This is a genomic window from Frondihabitans peucedani (assembly GCF_039537585.1).
In the GTDB taxonomy this organism is placed as follows: domain Bacteria; phylum Actinomycetota; class Actinomycetes; order Actinomycetales; family Microbacteriaceae; genus Frondihabitans; species Frondihabitans peucedani.
The window spans coordinates 1,694,133-1,711,720 of sequence record NZ_BAABAU010000001.1; the positions used below are offsets into that span (position 1 = coordinate 1,694,133).

General features: G+C 71.3%; 21 protein-coding genes. 9 read left to right on the forward strand and 12 right to left on the reverse strand.

What is annotated here, in order from left to right:
- Positions 1-17 precede the first annotated feature (17 nt).
- Positions 18-935, reverse strand: coding sequence for an NAD(P)-binding domain-containing protein (locus ABD733_RS07780; protein WP_344794743.1), 918 nt, complete (start codon positions 933-935; stop codon positions 18-20).
- 142 nt (positions 936-1,077) lie between these two features.
- On the opposite strand from ABD733_RS07780, the gene ABD733_RS07785 reads away from it, so the two are divergent.
- Complete coding sequence (locus ABD733_RS07785) at positions 1,078-1,818, forward strand: alpha/beta fold hydrolase (RefSeq protein WP_344794745.1); 741 nt, start codon at positions 1,078-1,080, stop codon at positions 1,816-1,818.
- A gap of 35 nt (positions 1,819-1,853) precedes the next feature.
- On the opposite strand, the gene ABD733_RS07790 is transcribed toward ABD733_RS07785, so the two are convergent.
- From ABD733_RS07790 to ABD733_RS07805, 4 genes are all read right to left on the reverse strand, one after another.
- The gene (locus ABD733_RS07790) at positions 1,854-2,126 is read right to left on the reverse strand and encodes a hypothetical protein (protein WP_344794747.1); all 273 of its coding nucleotides are present in this window, start codon (positions 2,124-2,126) and stop codon (positions 1,854-1,856) included.
- Positions 2,127-2,411: 285 nt separating this feature from the next.
- A complete protein-coding gene (locus tag ABD733_RS07795) occupies positions 2,412-2,585 on the reverse strand; it encodes a hypothetical protein (RefSeq protein ID WP_344794749.1) in 174 nt (57 codons plus the stop codon).
- Between the two features lie 92 nt (positions 2,586-2,677).
- Positions 2,678-3,205 (reverse strand): MarR family winged helix-turn-helix transcriptional regulator, encoded by a 528-nt coding sequence (locus ABD733_RS07800; RefSeq protein WP_344794751.1) that lies wholly within the window; start codon positions 3,203-3,205, stop codon positions 2,678-2,680.
- Between the two features lie 441 nt (positions 3,206-3,646).
- Complete coding sequence (locus ABD733_RS07805; RefSeq protein ID WP_344794753.1) at positions 3,647-4,126, reverse strand: DUF2000 domain-containing protein; 480 nt, start codon at positions 4,124-4,126, stop codon at positions 3,647-3,649.
- Between the two features lie 78 nt (positions 4,127-4,204).
- On the opposite strand from ABD733_RS07805, the gene ABD733_RS07810 reads away from it, so the two are divergent.
- Positions 4,205-4,708, forward strand: a complete 504-nt coding sequence (locus ABD733_RS07810) for an Lrp/AsnC family transcriptional regulator (protein WP_344794755.1) — start codon at positions 4,205-4,207, stop codon at positions 4,706-4,708.
- Between the two features lie 109 nt (positions 4,709-4,817).
- Here ABD733_RS07810 and ABD733_RS07815 read toward each other — a convergent pair whose 3' ends face one another.
- Positions 4,818-5,465: a DUF2461 domain-containing protein gene (locus tag ABD733_RS07815; protein WP_344794757.1), complete on the reverse strand. Its 648-nt coding sequence runs from the start codon at positions 5,463-5,465 to the stop codon at positions 4,818-4,820.
- 69 nt (positions 5,466-5,534) lie between these two features.
- Positions 5,535-5,897, reverse strand: coding sequence for a VOC family protein (locus ABD733_RS07820; RefSeq protein ID WP_344794758.1), 363 nt, complete (start codon positions 5,895-5,897; stop codon positions 5,535-5,537).
- Between the two features lie 74 nt (positions 5,898-5,971).
- Between ABD733_RS07820 and ABD733_RS07825 the strand changes: the two genes are divergently transcribed.
- Entirely contained in the window at positions 5,972-6,412 is a 441-nt protein-coding gene (locus ABD733_RS07825) for a MarR family winged helix-turn-helix transcriptional regulator (protein WP_344794760.1), read from the forward strand.
- A gap of 73 nt (positions 6,413-6,485) precedes the next feature.
- On the opposite strand, the gene ABD733_RS07830 is transcribed toward ABD733_RS07825, so the two are convergent.
- Positions 6,486-6,668 carry a hypothetical protein gene (locus ABD733_RS07830; protein ID WP_344794762.1) on the reverse strand — a complete coding sequence of 61 codons (183 nt, stop codon included), beginning with the start codon at positions 6,666-6,668 and terminating at the stop codon, positions 6,486-6,488.
- Between the two features lie 136 nt (positions 6,669-6,804).
- On the reverse strand, positions 6,805-7,239 hold the full coding sequence (locus ABD733_RS07835) for a BLUF domain-containing protein (RefSeq protein ID WP_344794764.1): 435 nt from the start codon (positions 7,237-7,239) through the stop codon (positions 6,805-6,807).
- Positions 7,240-7,449: 210 nt separating this feature from the next.
- On the opposite strand from ABD733_RS07835, the gene ABD733_RS07840 reads away from it, so the two are divergent.
- The gene (locus ABD733_RS07840; RefSeq protein WP_344794766.1) at positions 7,450-7,842 is read left to right on the forward strand and encodes a PLD nuclease N-terminal domain-containing protein; all 393 of its coding nucleotides are present in this window, start codon (positions 7,450-7,452) and stop codon (positions 7,840-7,842) included.
- Between the two features lie 55 nt (positions 7,843-7,897).
- Here the strand turns inward: ABD733_RS07840 and ABD733_RS07845 are convergent, their stop codons facing one another.
- From ABD733_RS07845 to ABD733_RS07855, 3 genes are all read right to left on the reverse strand, one after another.
- Positions 7,898-8,782, reverse strand: coding sequence for an NAD-dependent epimerase/dehydratase family protein (locus tag ABD733_RS07845; protein WP_344794768.1), 885 nt, complete (start codon positions 8,780-8,782; stop codon positions 7,898-7,900).
- Positions 8,783-8,861: 79 nt separating this feature from the next.
- A complete protein-coding gene (locus ABD733_RS07850; RefSeq protein WP_344794770.1) occupies positions 8,862-10,433 on the reverse strand; it encodes a GMC oxidoreductase in 1,572 nt (523 codons plus the stop codon).
- A complete protein-coding gene (locus tag ABD733_RS07855; RefSeq protein WP_344794772.1) occupies positions 10,403-11,806 on the reverse strand; it encodes an alpha/beta fold hydrolase in 1,404 nt (467 codons plus the stop codon). Before ABD733_RS07855 ends, ABD733_RS07850 begins: the two co-directional genes overlap by 31 nt.
- Positions 11,807-11,958: 152 nt before the next feature.
- Here ABD733_RS07855 and ABD733_RS07860 point away from each other — a divergent pair, with 152 nt between their 5' ends.
- Genes ABD733_RS07860 through ABD733_RS07880 form a run of 5 tightly spaced genes read left to right on the forward strand, consistent with a single transcriptional unit; the run spans position 11,959 to position 17,322 of the window.
- Complete coding sequence (locus ABD733_RS07860) at positions 11,959-12,939, forward strand: aldo/keto reductase (RefSeq protein ID WP_344794774.1); 981 nt, start codon at positions 11,959-11,961, stop codon at positions 12,937-12,939.
- A gap of 44 nt (positions 12,940-12,983) precedes the next feature.
- The gene (locus tag ABD733_RS07865; protein ID WP_344794776.1) at positions 12,984-14,102 is read left to right on the forward strand and encodes a phosphotransferase enzyme family protein; all 1,119 of its coding nucleotides are present in this window, start codon (positions 12,984-12,986) and stop codon (positions 14,100-14,102) included.
- Between the two features lie 27 nt (positions 14,103-14,129).
- Positions 14,130-15,479 carry an ABC transporter substrate-binding protein gene (locus ABD733_RS07870; protein WP_344794778.1) on the forward strand — a complete coding sequence of 450 codons (1,350 nt, stop codon included), beginning with the start codon at positions 14,130-14,132 and terminating at the stop codon, positions 15,477-15,479.
- The gene (locus tag ABD733_RS07875; protein WP_344794780.1) at positions 15,476-16,420 is read left to right on the forward strand and encodes a carbohydrate ABC transporter permease; all 945 of its coding nucleotides are present in this window, start codon (positions 15,476-15,478) and stop codon (positions 16,418-16,420) included. The genes ABD733_RS07870 and ABD733_RS07875 overlap by 4 nt, the downstream gene beginning before the upstream one ends.
- On the forward strand, positions 16,420-17,322 hold the full coding sequence (locus ABD733_RS07880; protein ID WP_344794782.1) for a carbohydrate ABC transporter permease: 903 nt from the start codon (positions 16,420-16,422) through the stop codon (positions 17,320-17,322). The genes ABD733_RS07875 and ABD733_RS07880 overlap by 1 nt, the downstream gene beginning before the upstream one ends.
- The last annotated feature ends 266 nt before the right edge of the window (positions 17,323-17,588 follow it).

Genomic DNA, 17,588 nt, shown 5'->3' on the forward strand with positions numbered 1-17,588 from the left:
GACGTGCCGACGGATCCTCAGACCTCGCGGGAGCCCTCCCGACGCAGCCGCGCCCCCGCGCGGTCCTCGAGCAGCCTCACCGCCAGGAGCTCGCCGTCGACCGGCCCGTACGCGTCGAGGGCCGCGCGATGCAGGCCGGCCACCACCGCCGTGACGTCGTGCGGCGTCCCGGCCGCCTCGGCCAGCGCGGCGACCGTGTCGAGCTCCTCGACGACGCGGTCGATCCCGAAGGACGCGAGGTAGTCGCCGTCGAGCAGCGCGTCGAGGTCGTGCTCGAGGAACGCGCTCGCGCCGGGGCTCGACCGCAGGATCCCGCCGAGCAGCCCGGGCTGGAGCCCGAGGGCGCGCCCGAGCAGCAGCACCTCCGCCGCGGCCACCGCCTGCCCGAACCAGAGGGTGTTGGCCAGCAGCTTCGCCGTGTGCGCCGCGGCAGGATCGGAGCCGACGAGCAGGCGGCGCTCGGGCCGGCCGAGGACGCTCAGGATGCGGTCGATCCGCCCGACGGCCGCCGGGGCGCCGGAGAGGTAGAAGCCGAGCGTCCCCGCCGCCGCGTCGGCCGGGCCGCCGGCGAGCGGGGCGGCGACGGCCTGGAGTCCCAGCGCGGCCGCCTCGGCGGCGAGCGCCCCGTAGACGCGCGGGTCGGCGCTCGTGCAGTCGACCCAGACGGCTCCGCCCGGGAGGGCGGCCAGCGCGCCGCCGGGCCCCGACGTCGCACCGCGGAGGACCTCGGTCGTGGGCAGGATCGTGAGCAGCACGTCCGCGCGCGCCGCGACATCCTGCGCGTCCCGGCCCTGACGGACACCGGCGGGCGGAGCGACCACGGGGTCGAAGGCGGCGACCTCGAGTCCGGCTGCGGCCAGACGCGCGGCGATCGGTGCGCCCATCCGGCCGAGGCCCAGGACGCCGACGCGCCGGGCACCCGCTGGTGTCGTCATCGCCGGTTCACGGACGCCAGGCTACGGGTAGCGCGAGGGCGCGCGGCAGGGATTGACGCGGGCACGGAGCACCCGGTAGCGGCTAGCGTGGGATGTCGGCCGCTTCTCGGCCGTCTCCCCCGACAGCGAACGAAGGCCACCGATGACGACGACCTCACCTGCATTCCGCGCCGCCGGCGGGGGCGCCGCGGGCGTCACGTTCCTCCTCATCCACGGGGTCGGGCTCTCGCACCTGTCGTTCTCGCGTCTCGCCCGGGCGCTCGCCCCGCACGGCGACGTCGTCGCCCCCGACCTCCCCGGCTTCGGCGCGGCACCGGCGACCCCGCGCCGCCTGACGATCGAGGAGTACGCCGATGCTCTCGAGCCCGTCGTCGACCGCGCGCCGGGTCGGATCGTCGTGGTCGGGCACTCCCTCGGCACGGAGCTCGCGGTGGAGCTCGCCCTCCGGCGTCCGGGCCGTGTCGCCGGGGTCGTCCTGATCGGCAGCGTCGTCGATCCGGCCGCTCCGACGGCCGTCGGCCAGGGGCTCCGGCTGCTCCGCGACTACGTCGGCGAACCGCCGCGGACCCTGCTGATGGTGGCCCGGTGCTACCTGCAGGGCGGTCCGCGCGAGTTCCTGCGGGGCACGCTGTCGATGCTCGAGTACTCCACCGACCGCAGGATCGCCGACCTCGGGGCGCCCCTGCTGGTGCTCCGCGGCGCCCGCGATCCGATCGCCCCCGAGCCGTGGAGCCGCTGGCTGAGCGAGCAGGTGCCCGGCGGTCGCTACCGGGCCGTCCCCGGCGCCCGGCACAACTGCGTCCACTCCAGACCAGCGGGAGTCGCTCGCGAGATCGCGGCCTTCGTCGACGAGCTCGTCCTCTCGCGGGCGGCGCACGCCTGATCCTGCGTCCCATGTAGTCGAGGGCAGGCCGCCGGCTACGAGATGAACGTCGCGGGGTCGAACTCGAATGACCCGTGGTCGTCGTCCCACCCCGCCGTCTCCGCCTCCGAGCGGTCGACGACCTCGAAGCGCACAGCCACCCGCGGGGTCATCAGGACCGAGATCCGCCCCTGGTCGCGAACGGTGAAGTCGACGAACCCGGCGCCCTCCCGGGCGGCCGCGAGGACCCGCTCCTTGATCTGGTCGATGTCGGCCTCGTCGGGCAGGAAGAACTCCTGCCCGTCGATCCTCAGCGTGGTCACGAGCATTGCGAGCCCCTTCGTGTTCTGTCGACAGGTGGTGCCGGGCGGCCGTTGTTCGTCCAGGGGCTGGGGACGACAGGCGCAGGATCCGGCGATCGATCCCCGCAAGGCTAATCCGCGCTCCCCGCTCTGCGGAAGCCCCGGCGGCGCGTCACGGCGGGTCGTCGGCTGCACCCGGGGGGCTGAGTCCGGGCAGAGGAAGAGCGGCTGACCCTCGGGGGAAAGGGCCAGCCGCTCGCTCGATGCCTTCGCGGCCGATCCTGGTTCTCAGGATCGGCGGCGCAGGAGGACTCAGACCCTGGAAGCGCCGCCTCGGACCAGCTTCAGGACGAGCAGGACCGCTGCGACGACCAGGACGATGACGCCGACGGTGATCAGGAAGTGGAGGGTGGTCACGAAGGCGCCGATCAGCAGCAGGATGATGCCGATGATCGCGAGCGTGAGCCAGAGTGCGTGGTTGTTCATGGTGGTTCCTCTCTCGGGGTGTTTCTGTGGTGGGTGGTGCGGTGGTGGTGGTGGTGGTGCGGCCAGGGGTGGTGCGGATCAGGGGGCGTCGATCAGGGAGCCGTCGGCGAGACGGCGAGAGCCGACGAGAGCGTCTTCAGGAAGCGCGTGACGGCCGACGCCTCGGAGGCGGTCAGACCGTTCACGACCCGCACGAGAGGCTCGTGGATCAGCGCGTACGTGGCGTGGATGTCGGCCCGCGCGGCGGCCGTCGGCGCGACGATCCTGGCGCGCTTGTCCGCAGGATCGGGCAGCCGCTCGGCTCGCCCCGCCGACACGAGCCGGTCGACGAGCTTCGAGGCCGCGGCGGTCGTCACGCCGAGGAGCGTGGCGAGGTCGGTGGGGGTCAGCTGCTGCCCGTCGCGCTCGGCCTGCAGCAGATACCTGGTGGCGAGGACGTCGCCGGGGTTCATGCCGAGCTCGATGACGGCGCGGTCCTCGGCCTGGCGCGCGACGTCCCCGAGATCCTGCAGGGCGGACACGACGGCCGCGCCCTCGCGGTTCTCGGGCAGCGCGGAGTAAAGGTGGGCGTTCTCGTTCGCCTTGACCCCGCTGGTCGACCGACGGGCGGTCTGAGTCATCGCTGCTCCCTTGCTCCCCTTGCACCGTACGCGCCTTCCGAGGTTCCGTACCGGGTACGCAACCGACGATGCATCGGCGACAGTCGCCTCCCTGAGAGACGGTTCGTGCGGCGCGAGTTGGGTGGAGAGCAGCTGGGAGCGCTGAGACGCGTTTTCACCGGTTGTGACCGTGTCTGTTGGTCCCTGCCCGTGAAGCTCCAACCGCAGATCACGGCCGGCTAGGGGTCCCGGCGCCACTCGGCGCCCGGGACCCCGACTCATCGACGCCCTATCCGCAATGCGTGGTAGCTAGACGGTCACCTTGTAATGCTGGAACCGGGCGCGCATGCTGATTGAGCCGGAACGGTCGTCGTGATGTGCAGAGACTTCGCATCACGGGCAGGGACCGCACCACGACCCCCGTTTCGCCTCACTCGCAGCCGCCGCCGCTCCTCACGCCTCCTACGGCAGGAGCGGCAGCCGACCGACGATCTTGTCGATCCTGTTCTTCGGCCCCACGAGACTGACTGCCAGGTAGTCGAACCTCTCCGCATCGCTTGCCGCCACCGCCTCCAGGTAGTCGTCGTAGACGCGGGTCGCCTGCGCCTCGGCGGGCATGTCGGCGACGAAGGTGCCCTCGTGGGCTGCGCCCTTCGCGCGGATCGCCGCCAGGGTCTCGCGGTCGGCTGCGAGGACAGTGCACCCCGCCCAGGGCAGGCCGGGATGGAGCGCGCCGCCCGCATCCTGCGCATCCGGGCCCAGGAGCCCCGCGACGCCGGCCGCGGTCGCCGCGCTGACGCAGACCGCCGCGTTGACCGCGCGCCCCGCCGGGAGAGCGGCGTCGACGACGACGACCCACTTGAGGCGGGCCGACCGGGTGGGCGCGGACGTGTCGATCTCGTCCGCTGCGAACCCGATCAGGGCGGGGTCTGACTCGGTCATGGGTTCTCCTGGCGTCGCTGTGGATGATATGACGCTCGAACACTAGGCGGAGACGGCGATCACGCGCATGATGGCCGTATGAATGACCAGCAGAAGCGCGATCCGGTGTTGTTAGACGATCTCGATGTGCGGATTCTGGAGATCCTGCAGTCGGATGCACGGATCACGAACCGCGACCTCGCCGCCGCAGCGCGGGTGTCGCCGACGACGGCGCTGGAGCGGACCAGGAGCCTCCGGAGCCGGGGCGTGATCCGGCAGGCGACCCTCGACGTCGACCTGCCCTCGATCGGGCGCGGCGTGCAGGCCCTGATCGCCGTGCGCATCCGGCCGCCGTCGCGCCAGGTGATCGAGGCCTTCCGCGACTGGGTCAGCACCCTCGACGAGACCGTCGGCGTCTTCGTGACCGCCGGCAACGAGGACTTCATCATCCACGTCGCGGTCCGCGACAACGACGACCTCTACGCCTTCGTGATCGACCGCCTGACGGAGCGGCGCGAGGTGGCGGACGTCCGCACCTCGGTCGTGTACCAGCACCTGCGCGAGAACGTGGTGTCGGTGCTCGCGCCGCGGGGGGCGCGGTAGCTGGCGCTGCTTCTCTCCGCGCCAATGCAGGAAATTCGGCGCCCCCGGCCCGTTTCATGCCGATCCGGGACCCTCCCCCGAAGAATCTCCTGCATCAGCGTCCGCAGAGTCACGGCCACGAGACCGCGGGGCCGACGTTCTCGGCCGTCCAGGCGATCAGCGGCTCGACCGACCTCCAGATGCCGCGGATCTTCTGCGGCGACGCGTCGACGGGGAGCTTCGCGATCGCGGCGTAGTGGGTGAGCCGCAGCAGCTCGACCTGCGGGTGGTCGCGGTCGTAGCCGCGCGGAGCGGTCTTCAGCGGCGGGCCCGCCATCTCGAAGCCGCGGGACTCGAGGCGGCTCACGATCGCGCGGAGGTCGTCGGCCGCCCGGGGCCGGTCGGCGATCGCGGCCCGAGCCCGGGCGAGCTGGTCGCGACTCGGGCCGTAGAGCCCGCCGCCGACGTCGAGCCCGTCGGGACCGACGCTCAGGTAGACGCCGCCGACCTCGCCCGCCCACATGCTGGCGGTCGTCTTGTACGGCGACTTGTCGGGGCTGAAGCGGACGTCGCGGTTCGGGCGCGTGACCCTGCCCTCGCCGTAGGCGTCCTGCACCTGGCCGAGGAGGTCTTCGAGCGGCTGCCGGACGCTCGCCTCGTAGACGTCGCGGTGCGCCTCGAACCACCCCTTCGAGTTGTCGTCGCGGAGGCCTCGGAAGAAGGCCGACGCCTCCGACGTGAAGCCGGTGAAAGGAGCGGGGCCGGTCGAACGGGTCACGGAGCATCCTTCGTCGGAGGGGAGGGCCTGGGCCAGACGATCATGGCCCGGCAGTCCGAGAATCCGTCGCTAGGCGCGGTCGTAGAGCGTGACGAGGTAGCCGTCGGGGTCGACGAGCGTGAAGGTGCGACCGAACGGACCGTCGATGGGAGCCGAGGCGATCTCGACGCCGCCCTCCACGAGCGCGTCGTGGAGGCCCTGGGTGTCGGGGGCGTGCATCCAGACGGCGACGCCGACTCCGAGGGGCGAGGCGTCGAGGTCGACGCCGGGCGCGGCGTCGCGCACGGCGAAGGCGATCGGCGCCGTGTCGAAGACGACCGCGTGCGGCGGGCCGTCCTGACGGCGGAGACCGAGGTGCTCCTCGTAGAAGGCGGCGGAGCGAGCGAGGTCGCGGACCTGCAGCGAGATGAAGCCGGGGCCGGTGACAGCCATGTGATCCTCCTGGTGACGGTGGATGCCCGACGGATGTCAGGCAACTGACACCGAGACTATGTCAGAATACTGACATGAGTCAAGAGCAGCGGGCGATCGATCTCGAGACCTCCGTCGGGTACCTCCTCAAGGAGGCGTCCAGCGGGCTGCGGCAGGCCATGGAGGCCGAGCTCCACCCGCTCGGCATGACGGTGACGCACTACTCCTGCCTCGAACTGCTGGCGCAGCGACCCGGGCTGTCCAACTCGGAGCTCGCTCGCGGCGCGTTCGTCACCCGCCAGTCGATGAACGTCCTCCTGCAGACGCTGGAGCGCGAGGGCCTCGTCCGCCGCGCCGATCGCGCCCCCTCCGGACGAGCCCTGCCCACCGAGCTCACCGCCGGAGGGCGCCGACAGCTCGCGACGGCGAGCGCCGCGATCCGACGCGTCGAGGAGCGCATGACGGCCGACCTCGACCAGGATGCGGTCCGGCAGCTCGCCGCGGCCCTCCGGCTCTGCGCCGCCGCGCTCCGCTGACCGCAGGATCGGGCCGCAGCATCGAGCCGCCCGGGCCGCCCCCGACGTCACAGCCCGGACGCAGGCGCTGCCCTCACTCCCCCGCGTCGCCGGCAGCGAGCGCGCGCGCAGCACCCATGATCTGAGCGGCCACCGTCTGGACCGGGTCGTTCCGGTAGAGGGCCGCCGAGAGCTGCGACTGCAGCTGGGCGTTCTGGGCGCCGGTGAGCTCGGGGACGGAGATGGAGTCGCTCTCGGTGTCGTACGTGATCTTCATGGCCAGTGCCCTCTCGTGACGCCGACCGTCGGCTGTCGAGTGCGACGGTAGACGCCGACGTCCGCGGCCGGAGGGGATTGACGAGCGGGGCTCTCCGTGAGAGCCGCGGGCAAGAATCGCGGGGCAGAGCCGCAGGTCAGAGCCCGGCGCCCTCGATGGCCGGGGTGAGGGCGGGGTCGGTGCGGAACGCCTCGAGCAGGCGGCGCACCGGCGCCTCGGAGACCGCAGGATCGCGGTCGAAGAACGTGTCGTAGCCCGGGATCGCCCTGATCATCGGGTCGGTCAACGACGTGTAGCCCATCGTCCACTTGCCGAACTGCCGCGAGTCGGCCTCTTCGCGCAGGATCATGGAGATGCCCCGGTGCCGCGGATCCTTCGAGATCCGGTCGTACTTGGCCTTGACGTCGTCCTCCTCGCCCTCGAGCACCTGGAGGAACTGCCCCTCGCTGTGCAGCAGGATCCCGGTGAGGCGGTCGCGCTTGTTGTTCGCGCGCGAGTTCATCAGGAGGGTGATGAGGTCGCCGTCCGTGAAGTCGAACGTGGCCTGGCTGGTGTAGGCGATGCGGAGCAACGGGTTCCTTCGGGAGTCGTGGGGAGTGCAGCACCGACCATGCTGACCTACTGCGGCCCGCGTGTCGCGCCCCCGTCCTGGGTGGTTGACAGCGTGAGCGCTCACCCGACGTGGGCACCCGCCGCGATTCCGGAGGCACGCGGTCCGACCGGGAAACGTCACTCCAACGGGTGATTGTCGACGACCTGGCGCACCCCTAGGCTCCCGAGCATGGCCGAATTCGTGATCCCGCTGCTCGTCTTCGGGCTGACCATAGCGTCGCTGATCGACATCATCACCCGCGACGAGAGCAGCATCCAGCACCTGCCGAAGCTCGTGTGGGTCCTGCTCGTGATCTTCCTGCCGCTGATCGGCGGCATCCTGTGGTTCACGATCGGCCGAAGCTACCTGGGCGCGGGCGGCAACGGCGGCGGCAGGTACGCCGAGCCGATCCACCGCGGCGAGCCGGCCGCCCTGCACGCGCAGGTCACGGCGACCCGGGTGAAGACGACCGAGCAGGAGCTCGCCGACCTCGACCGCGAGATCGAGTTCTACGAGAAGCAGGCCCGCCTCAAGAAGCTGCAGGAGGACGCCGGCCCCGACGCCGCGTCGCCCGGCCTCTAGCCCGGTCCCTCAGGGCTGCGCCGCTGCCGGTCGAGAGCGGGGACGTCCGCCGCGATCAGCGCTCGAGCGCGCGGCCGTCCGAGTCGAGGTAGTCGCGCCACGAGCGCTTCGGCTCCCAGCCGAGCAGCCGACGGGCCTTCGACGTGTCGATGCCCGACGCGTCGACGCGGTCGAGCGGGCGCAGCTCGATCTGGTCGCCGTAGTAGCGGTGCAGGATCTCCGCGAAGTCATGCCCGCCGGCGTTGTCCGGCGACGCGATGTAGAACACCTCGTGCCCCGGGAGGTCCGACTCCGCGGCCAGGACCAGCGCGTCGGCGAGGTCGTAGACGTCGATGTAGCTCCACAGGTTCGCGGTGAGATTGGACGGGTCGCGCACCTGCTTGCCGAGGTTCGACTCGTAGTTGTCCTCGTTGTGGACCGTGCTCGGGCGGATCGAGATCGCGCGGATGTCGGACCGGCGGACCGCGGCGTCCATCAGCTGCTCGCCGAACGACTTCGAGAGGGCGTAGGGGTCCTGCGGGTGGAGGGGGTGCTCCTCGTCGACCGGCGCGTAATCCGGCAGGAAGGGGCGCTCGGGGAAGAAGTTCCCGACGATGCTCTCGCTCGACACATTGACGAAGCGCGTGACGCCGAAGCGGACCGCGGCCTCGATCAGGTTGAACGTCGACATCAGGTTCGTCTGGAACACGACGTGCGGCGGGTTGCCGGTGGGCTGCGGGATCGCGGCCACGTGCACGACCGCGTCGGCGCCTGCCACCACCGAGTACGCCGATCCGGCGTCGGTGAGATCGGCCATCACGTAGCGGCCCGGGACGACGACTCCGGCGTCGAACACCGGCCGGACGAGGTCGACGCCCGTCACCTCGTGCCCGGCGTCGACGAACGCCTGGACGGTGGCGCGGCCCACTTTGCCGCGGGATCCGGTGACGACGACCTTCATGCGTGAGCTCCCTGTGATCCTGCGTTCGTGCCGCGGACGGCGGCCTCGTCGACGCTACTCCGGGCGTCGACCCGGGGGCCTACGCCGCGAGCATCCGGTCGGCCGTGCGGAGCGCCATCGCCATGATCATCAGCGCGGGGTTCGCGATGACCGAGCTCGGGAACGTCGAGTTGTCGCTGATCCAGAGGTTCGGCACGTCGAAGCTCCGGCCGTCGGCGTCGACCACGGCGTCGGCCGCGTCGGTGCCCATCCGGCAGGTGCCGATCGTGTGGGCGGTGCGCGCGAGAACGTGGGTCTCGGTGGCGCCGGCGGCCTCGACGATCCTGGTCATCACGTCGACGGCGTGCCGGTCGATGGCCTCCTCGTTGTCGCCCGAGGTGAACGAGACCCGGGCCTTCGGCATCCCGACCTCGTCGACCTCGTCCGCGAGCACGAGACGGTTGTCCTCGCGGGGCAGGCACTCGGCGTTGATGCCGACGCCGGCGAGGTGGCTGTAGCCGCTGATGGCCTGGAGGAGGTCGCGGCCCCACATCTTGCCGCCGCGCACGAGGCTGGTGCCGAGCGTGAGAGGCATCGCCCCGAGGCTCTGGATCAGGTAGCCGCCCGCGAAGTCGGCGTCGTCGGGGCGTACGAAGTCCTCGGTGATGATCGACGAGGGGTAGCCGCGGTAGCCGCGCATCTCGGGTTCGAAGCGGCCCCAGACCTGGGTCGCGCCGTGCGCCATGAAGTTGCGGCCGACCTGGCCGCTGCTGTTGGCGAGGCCGGTGTGCAGCAGGAGGCGGGGTGTCTCGACTCCGCCGCCGGCGAGGACGAGAGTGTTGCACCGCTGCCGGTGCTCGACCCCGTCGCGGGTGTAGACGACCGCGGTCACCCGGCCCCGGGCATCCTGCTCGATCCCGTGCACCATCGACTCGGGGCGGATCTCCGCAGCCGACGCGACGGCGAGGGGCAGGTAGGTGGTGTCCATGCTGACCTTGGCGCCGCTCCGGCAGCCCTGGTGGCAGCTGCCGCAGCTCGCGCAGGCGGGGCGGACGCCGTGGTGCTCCTGGTGCCAGTCGCGGGTCACGAGGGCGGCCGGTGCGTCGGCGGAGCGGATGCCGAGGGCGTCGCAGCCGCGCACCATCATGTCGGACGACGCGTTGCGGGCGGCCGGGGCCATCCGGTAGCGGCGGCTGGGATCCCACGGGTACTCGGCGGGCCCGGACACCCCGACGAAGCGCTCGACCTCCTCGATGTAGCCGACGAGCTCGGCGTGGTCGATCGGCCAGTCGCGGCCCTCGCCCGTCTCGGTCCGCAGCTTCAGGTCGCGGGAGTCGGGGCGCGGCGTGAAGGCGCCCCAGTGCAGCGTCGAGCCGCCGACGCCCTTGCCGCTGTTGTTCGGCCCGAACGCGTTCGGGTTCTCGCCGTCGCTGAGGCGCTCGTCCATCCAGTTGATCTCGAGCGCCTCGGTCTCGTCCTGGGTGAACGAGTGCGGGTCGAAGTTCCGGCCCGCCTCGAGAGCCACGACCGAGAGGCCGCGGCCGGCGAGCGACGCGAGGAGCGGCGCCCCGCCGGCGCCCGTCCCGACCACGACCACGTCGACGACCTCGTCGTCGGAGTACGTCTTCATGCCGTCGAGGTTCATCGTCGCGCTCCCTGCATCGGTTCCCACTCTTCTCGCTCTCCGGCGCGCAGCCGGATGAAGCCCTGGATCCTGACCAGGTCGCCGCCGTTGGCGTACCCGTCGAAGCCGATCCTCGCCATGGTCGCCGGGTGGCTCAGCCAGAGCCGCACCAGGTCGACGCGGCAGTCCTCGAACCAGAGGTTCAGCTGCGCGGCCGTCAGGTGCCCGCCGGGCGCCTCGAACGATTCCGCGACGATCTCGCCGATCCGGGCGTCCTGCTCGGCCTCGGTCAGGCCGTCGAAGTCGGCGAGGTCGTCGAGCGCCTGCCGGTAGGCGACGTCGTCGGGCGGCAGGGCCGCGTTCCTCCAGCCGTCGCTCGCGCCGTCCGCGAGCCCCGCGTCGATGCGGGCCGCGAGGTCGAGTTCCACGCCGTCCTGCGGCACGGCCCTCCGGGCGAGAGAGCGCAGGATGCCGAGCTGCCCCGCCGACAGCACGCGCGGCCGGTACTCCGGGTCGTCGGCCAGGATGCGCCGCGCGAAGATCGCCCGCGTGCGGCTGCTGGTCCGGCCGGAGGCGATGGTGCGCGCCACGTCGTCGGGCACCGCGGGGCCGAGCCCGGCGTGCTCCCGCCACAGGCGCAGGATCGCGTCGGCGACCTCCGCCGGCCGCTCGAGCGTCAGGAGGTGTCCTGCCGCCGCCAGCGTCTCGAACCGCGCCCCCGGGTAGACGGGCCCGTTGAGGAGGCGCTGGGCCTCCGCGCCGAGGTCGCCGTCTGCTCCGCCCGCGACGATCAGCGCCGGCACGTCGAGCTCGCCGACCTCGGAGGCGCGGTCCTCGCGGCTGCCTCGGGTGAGCCAGGCCGTCCAGGCCTCGGGCGAGGCGCGGAGGAGGTCGGCCGTGACGAGCGCGTCGTCCGTCGCCTCGAGCGGTGCGCCCACGTTGCCGTCGATGAACTCGCGGGCGGCGTCGGCTCCGAGGGGGCCGTCGACCGCCCAGCCGAGCATCTCGTCGCGCCGGGACTCGTCCATGGGCTCGGGCGAGGGCGGTGATCCTGCGAGCAGGACGACGCCGCGGAGCCCGAACACGCCGGGCTCGCCGTCGAGCGCGCGCCGGGCGACGAGGGTGGCGATCTTGCCGCCCATGCTGTGACCCACCAGGAGCCAGGACGAGGCACCGTGCTCGCGGATCCTGCGCAGCACGAAGGCGACCATGTCGTCGACAGCCGTGCCGGCGAGGGTGTCGGTGCCTCCGAAGCCGGGGAGCGAGAGGGGGACGCTCTCGAAGTGCTCGTCGAGCCGGCGCGAGACGGCGCCGAACACGTCGCCGCCGAGGCCGAGGCCCGGCAGGAGGAAGAGGGTGGGGCGCCGCGAGGGCGCTGCAGAGTCGGTCGGTGCTGTCAGGCTCGTGGTGGCGTCGGACACGGTGGCTCCCCTCGGGGGCGCGCGATCGCCCCGTGCGACAGTACGTGGATTGCCGGGCTTGAGGCCGCGGGCCTGGGAGAGATCGCTCGGGTGCGAGTAAACCGGTCCACAAAACGACAACAGGATCACGACGACAAACGGGAGCAGACCCCATGGAGTACACCCACCTCGGCCCCACCGGCCTGACCGTCAGCCGCATCGTGCTCGGCTGCATGAGCTTCGGCAACGGGAACGACCAGCAGAAGTGGACCCTCGACTCGGAGGGCGCCGAGCCGATCTTCCGTCGCGCCGTCGAGCTCGGGATCACCTTCTGGGACACCGCGAACGTCTACGGCCGCGGCAGCTCCGAGGAGGTCACCGGCGAGGCCATCAGGAAGTACACGCGCCGGGAGGACGTCGTGCTCGCGACCAAGGTGTTCGGCGAGATGGGGCCCGGCCCCGGCGAGTCGGGGCTGTCGCGTCGCGCGATCCTGGAGCAGGTCGACAAGTCGCTCCAGCGGCTCGGCAGCGACTGGATCGACCTCTACCAGATCCACCGGTTCGACCCGTTCACCCCGGTCGAGGAGACGATGGAGGCGCTGCACGACGTGGTCCAGGCCGGCAAGGTGCGGTACATCGGCGCCTCGAGCATGTGGGCCTGGCAGTTCGCGAAGCTCCAGACGGCGGCCGACCTCGGCGGCTGGACGAGGTTCGTGTCGATGCAGGACCAGTACAGCCTCGCCCAGCGCGAGGAGGAGCGCGAGATGTTCGGCCTGCTCGCCGACCAGGGCGTCGGCTCCATTCCGTGGGGCCCTCTGCAGGCCGGCAAGATGGCCCGGCCGTGGAGCGAGCAGAACACCGCCCGCGCCGGCGACGAGCCCGAGGCCGACCCCAAGGGCAACCCGGTCCGGCTCGACTCCGACAAGGGGATCGTCGACGCCATCGAGCGCATCGCGAACGAGAAGGGCGTCAGCATGGCGCAGATCGCACTGGCGTGGGTGCTGAAGAACCCCGTCGTGGATGCCCCGATCGTCGGCGCCACCAAGGTGCACCACATCGAGGACGCCGTGGCGGCTCTCGACGTCGAGCTCTCCGACGACGACGTGGCGGCTCTCGAGGAGCACTACGTCTCCCGTCAGCCGACCTTCTTCTGAGCGCCCTCGGCCCCCTCGACCAGGTGCGGGACGAGTTCGGGCTGGTGCTGATCGACGCAGAGCGCTTCGGCGGCGGCCTCGACCCCGACGCCGTCGTCTGGCGCGCCGTCTCGGACGACGGCCGCGTCTGGGCCGTGAAGTGGACGAGGCGCGACAACCGCTTCGGCCTCCGCCTCGCCCGGTCGCTGGCCGAGGCGGCGACCCCCGGCGTCCCCGAGCCGCGGCTCTCCCGGAGCGGCCGGCCCTGGGCTGCGGTCGACGGCGGGCTCCTGTCGATCACCCCCTGGGTCGACGGCCGCGAGGCCTACGACACCGGGCTCTCGGCCGGCGAGTGGCTGGCTCTCGGAGAACTCCTGCGCAGGATCCACGAGCACGACCCCGGCAGAGGCCTCAGCCGTGCCGCCGTCGACCGCGGGGCCCCGCGGCGCGGGATCCGGCGCGCGGGAACCCACGTGAAGCGGCGACTGTCGGAGGTCGACGGGCTCGTCGCGGCCGCCCGGGCAGAGGTCGAGAGCGGGTCGGCTGATCCTGCGGTCCGCGCCTTCGTCGCAGGATGGCCCGCCGTGCGGGCGCGCATCCGGGCGCTCCGCCGGAGTGCGTCCCGCCTCAAGCGCGACCGCTCCCCAGCCGTCCGCGTGAGCTGCCACGGCGACCCGCACCTCGGCAACGTGGTCGTCGACGACGCGGGACAGCCCTGGCTGATCGACTTCGACGACGCCGTGCGCGCCCCCAAGGAGGTCGACCTGCTGCTCGTCGACCCCGGGGTGCTCTTCGTGCACCGGCCGAGCGCGGCCGACCTCGAGGCGTTCGCGCGTGGCTACGGCGACACCGAGGTCGACGAGGACCGCGTGCTGCGGTTCGGCTGCGTCCGCGCGATCGAGGACCTCGTCGAGACGGCGCACGAGCTCCTCGCGGGCGAGGAGCGGCCCGCGTCCGCGGTGACCGCGTCCGCTGCGCCCGCGTCCGCGGCGCCCGCCTCCCCGGTGACCGCCTCCTCGGCCGACCTCCTCGCGCTGTTCGACGGGATCCTGTCGCCGGACGGCCTCGCCGGCATCGTCGAGAGGCGCCTCGCCGAGCGGCCGCGCGGGGAGCCCGCCAGCGGGTCTCTGGAGATCGAGAGACCTGAGAGAGCGCCCCGGACGCGCATCGCGAACGACGCCTAGCTTTCTCCTAGACGGAAGCGGGGACGCATGGGTTCGACGACGATCACCAGGAGGACGGCGCTGGCGGGGGCCTTCGGGGCGGTGACGGCCGCGGGTCTCGCGGCGTGCGCCTCGACGCCGGGGCCGGTCGCAGCGGGAGGCCCGGCCGGGTCGAAGGCCTCGAAGAGGCGGGTGTCCGGCACCCTGACGTTCGCGTTCTGGGGCGGGAGCGACGGCGAGACGAAGGGCTTCCAGGAGGTCAAGGAGCGCTTCGAGGCGCAGAACCCCGGGACCACCATCGTCTTAAAGACTCTGCCGTACACCGGGTTCTTCTCGAGCGTCGACCGCGGCATCGTGTCGAACACGGCGCCCGACGTCTTCCGCGTCGACTACACCTCGATCGGCAAGTACATCTCGCACGGCGTGCTGCTCGACGTCACGCCGTACTTCAGCCGGTCCGAGACGGAGGCGTTCCTGCCGGCGTTCTGGAGTGCCGTGAAGTACGAGGGGCGAGCCTGGGGCGTGCCGCACCAGACCGACACCTCCGCCGTCGTCTTCAGCCGGAAGGCCTTCGAGCAGGCGGGGATCACCTCCGTGCCCGACCGCCTCGAGGACGCCTGGAGCTGGGACGAGTTCAGTGCCGTCTCCACGAGGCTCCGCAAGGCGCTCCCCGCATCCAAGTACCCGTTCGCCTACGACTGGACGGCCGCGGGCGCCTACCGCTGGTCGTCGTTCGTCTACCAGGCCGGCGGCTCCCTCCTCGACGCCGACCTCGCGGGCCCCGCGATCCCGAGCGCGGCCTCCCGCAAGGCGCTCGACTTCACGAAGGGATTCTTCGAGAAGAAGTGGGTGCCCGCCAACAACACGATCAAGACCACCGTCTACTCCGACAACTTCTTCCTCAACCAGACGGTGGCGATGACGTTCCTCGGCGACTTCCTGGTGCCCGAGATCGCCGACAAGGCGAACGGCTACCAGGGCGGCGAGTGGGGCACGACCTTCCTCCCCCGCGACAAGGCCGCCGCGGCCGACCTGGGCGGCAACGCGATCGTCGCGTGGAAGGGCACCTCGAACCCGGACCTCGCAGCCGCCTTCCTGAAGTTCCTGGTCAGCGAGGACGCCATGAAGCGCTTCTGCGAGCTCGCCACCGAGCTGCCCACCCTGCAGTCGCTGGCCGGACAGACCCTCGACTACCAGACCCGCCCCGACGCCATGAAGGTGTTCACCACCCAGGCCACCACGATCACCGACACCGTCGTCAAGGAGACCACCGTGCCCGGCTTCGCCACCATCAGCACCACCCTGCAGGATCAGCTCGAACTCGGCCTGAAGGGCGGCGACAGCGACACCACCCTCCGCGCCATCGCCTCCGGCATCCGCCAGGCGGTCGCCTCGTGACGACGCACCCGCTGCGGGTCCCTGCCCCTCGGAAGGCCAGGACGCCGTTCCGGATCCGGGCCACGACCTCGCTCGCAGCCTCCGGGTTCCTGCTGCCGAACGTGATCCTGCTCGCCCTCTTCACGCTCTTCCCGCTGGTCTACGCGTTCGTCATCAGCTTCCAGAGCCTCGACTCGCTGGGCTGGACGACCTGGGCAGGATTCGGGAACTACGTCACCATGTTCACCGACCCGGTGTTCTGGCAGTCGATGGCGAACACGGGCGTCTTCACCCTCTTCACCGTGCCGGTCGGGATGGCGCTCGGGCTCGCGATCGCCGTGCTGCTGAACGGGGTGCTCCCGGGCCGCGCGGTCTTCCGGTCGATCATCTTCCTGCCGCTGGTCGTGTCGGGCGTCGCCACCGGCGTGCTCGGCGCGTGGATGTTCGACCAGAACAACGGCTTCATCGACAAGATGCTCCAGGCCGTCGGGCTGCCCTCGATCGACTGGCAGTCGAACGGCGCGTGGGCGCTGACCGCGATCATCCTGGTCACCCTGTGGCAGCGGGTCGGGTTCGACATGCTGATCTACCTGGCCGGGCTGCAGGGCGTCGACCCGGCCGTGCAGGAGGCCGCCCGCGTCGACGGAGCGAGCGGGTGGCAGTCGTTCCGCTACATCACGCTGCCGCTGCTCGGGCCGTCGACGTTCTTCCTGCTGATCATGAACCTCATCTACTCGTTCCAGGTCTTCGACACCGTCTGGGCGATGACCCGCGGCGGGCCCGGCTACTCGACGACCACGATCGTCTCGTACGCCTACCGGCTCGCGTTCGACGAGTCGGGGCCGTCGCTCCTCGGCTACGGGGCGGCCGTGGGAGTCGTCATCTACCTGATCACGCTGGCCGTCACGGCTGTGCAGTGGCGGCTCAACACGCGGCGCGAGCTCGCAGAACAGGGGATGTGATGTCGTCTCTCACCGACGTTTTCGAGGTCGGCTCGGAGCTGCCCGCCGTCGAGCGGAAGCCCGCCCGGCAGCCGAAGCCCCCGCGCGGACGCCTGCTCTGGCTGCGGCTCACCGCCGCGATCGTCATCGCCGTCGTCATGGCGTTCCCGCTCTACTGGATGCTGCTGACCGCGTTCTCGACACGCGCCGACCTCTACGCTCCCGGACTCCACCTCTGGCCGCGGCACCTGACGATCGACAACTTCGTGCAGCCGTTCCAGGCCTTCCCGGTCTGGCGGTGGTTCGGCAACTCGCTCTTCATCACCGTCGTGACCACCGTCATCACGGTGATCTGCAACCTGCTGGCCGGCTACGCGTTCGCGAAGCTGCGCTTCCGCGGGCGGAACGCGCTGTTCCTGGTCCTGCTGTCGACCATGATGATCCCGCCGCAGGCGATCATCGTGCCGCAGTTCAAGCTGTCGGTCGGACTGGGCCTCTACGGGTCGCTGTGGAGCGTGATCCTGCCCGAGAGCGCCGTGATCTTCGGTGTCTTCCTCGCCCGGCAGTTCTTCATCGCAATCCCCGACGAGCTCGTGGAGGCGGCTCGCGTCGACGGTGCCGGCCAGCTGCGCGCGTTCTGGTCGGTCGTGCTGCCGCTCTGCAAGCCGCTGCTGGCGGTGCTGATCCTGCTGACGTTCATGGGCGAGTGGAACGCGTTCGGCTGGCCGCTCGTCGCGCTCTCCGGGGATCAGGACCAGTTCACGCTGCCCATCGGGATCGTGGCCGACCTGCAGGGGCAGTACACGTCCAACTACGGGGCGATCATGGCGATCAACCTGCTGATGATCCTGCCGATCGTCATCCTGTTCCTGGCGTTCCAGAAGTACTTCGTGGAGGGGTTGGCGCGGTCGGGGTTGAAGTAGTGCGGGGTCTGCGGTTCGGGCTCGCGGCTAGACCCTCGGGTTCGGCTGCCGCGGTGGTCCTAGGACCACCGCGGCAGCCGGACCGGAGGGTTTTGCTTGGGCGCAAGGGTGCTGCCCTTGAGCGCGACTGAGAGGACAGGACCGCCTCTTTCTCATGAGCACGACGGAGGCGCTGATGCCGGCTGGCGCCCTAGCGGAGGTGGTGCCCGTTCCTAGTGCATGAGAAATCTCACGAGAGGGCCCTACAGCCCCGGAAAACGGCCCGG

Excerpts from the sequence above, each read along its gene's own strand:
- ABD733_RS07780 (WP_344794743.1), bottom strand. The coding sequence starts at position 935 with ATGACGACACCAGCGGGTGCCCGGCGCGTCGGCGTCCTGGGCCTCGGC.
- ABD733_RS07785 (WP_344794745.1), top strand. The coding sequence starts at position 1,078 with ATGACGACGACCTCACCTGCATTCCGCGCCGCCGGCGGGGGCGCCGCG.
- ABD733_RS07790 (WP_344794747.1), bottom strand. The coding sequence starts at position 2,126 with ATGCTCGTGACCACGCTGAGGATCGACGGGCAGGAGTTCTTCCTGCCC.
- ABD733_RS07795 (WP_344794749.1), bottom strand. The coding sequence starts at position 2,585 with ATGAACAACCACGCACTCTGGCTCACGCTCGCGATCATCGGCATCATC.
- ABD733_RS07800 (WP_344794751.1), bottom strand. The coding sequence starts at position 3,205 with ATGACTCAGACCGCCCGTCGGTCGACCAGCGGGGTCAAGGCGAACGAG.
- ABD733_RS07805 (WP_344794753.1), bottom strand. The coding sequence starts at position 4,126 with ATGACCGAGTCAGACCCCGCCCTGATCGGGTTCGCAGCGGACGAGATC.
- ABD733_RS07810 (WP_344794755.1), top strand. The coding sequence starts at position 4,205 with ATGAATGACCAGCAGAAGCGCGATCCGGTGTTGTTAGACGATCTCGAT.
- ABD733_RS07820 (WP_344794758.1), bottom strand. The coding sequence starts at position 5,897 with ATGGCTGTCACCGGCCCCGGCTTCATCTCGCTGCAGGTCCGCGACCTC.
- ABD733_RS07825 (WP_344794760.1), top strand. The coding sequence starts at position 5,972 with ATGAGTCAAGAGCAGCGGGCGATCGATCTCGAGACCTCCGTCGGGTAC.
- ABD733_RS07830 (WP_344794762.1), bottom strand. The coding sequence starts at position 6,668 with ATGAAGATCACGTACGACACCGAGAGCGACTCCATCTCCGTCCCCGAG.
- ABD733_RS07840 (WP_344794766.1), top strand. The coding sequence starts at position 7,450 with ATGGCCGAATTCGTGATCCCGCTGCTCGTCTTCGGGCTGACCATAGCG.
- ABD733_RS07845 (WP_344794768.1), bottom strand. The coding sequence starts at position 8,782 with ATGAAGGTCGTCGTCACCGGATCCCGCGGCAAAGTGGGCCGCGCCACC.
- ABD733_RS07860 (WP_344794774.1), top strand. The coding sequence starts at position 11,959 with ATGGAGTACACCCACCTCGGCCCCACCGGCCTGACCGTCAGCCGCATC.
- ABD733_RS07870 (WP_344794778.1), top strand. The coding sequence starts at position 14,130 with ATGGGTTCGACGACGATCACCAGGAGGACGGCGCTGGCGGGGGCCTTC.
- ABD733_RS07880 (WP_344794782.1), top strand. The coding sequence starts at position 16,420 with ATGTCGTCTCTCACCGACGTTTTCGAGGTCGGCTCGGAGCTGCCCGCC.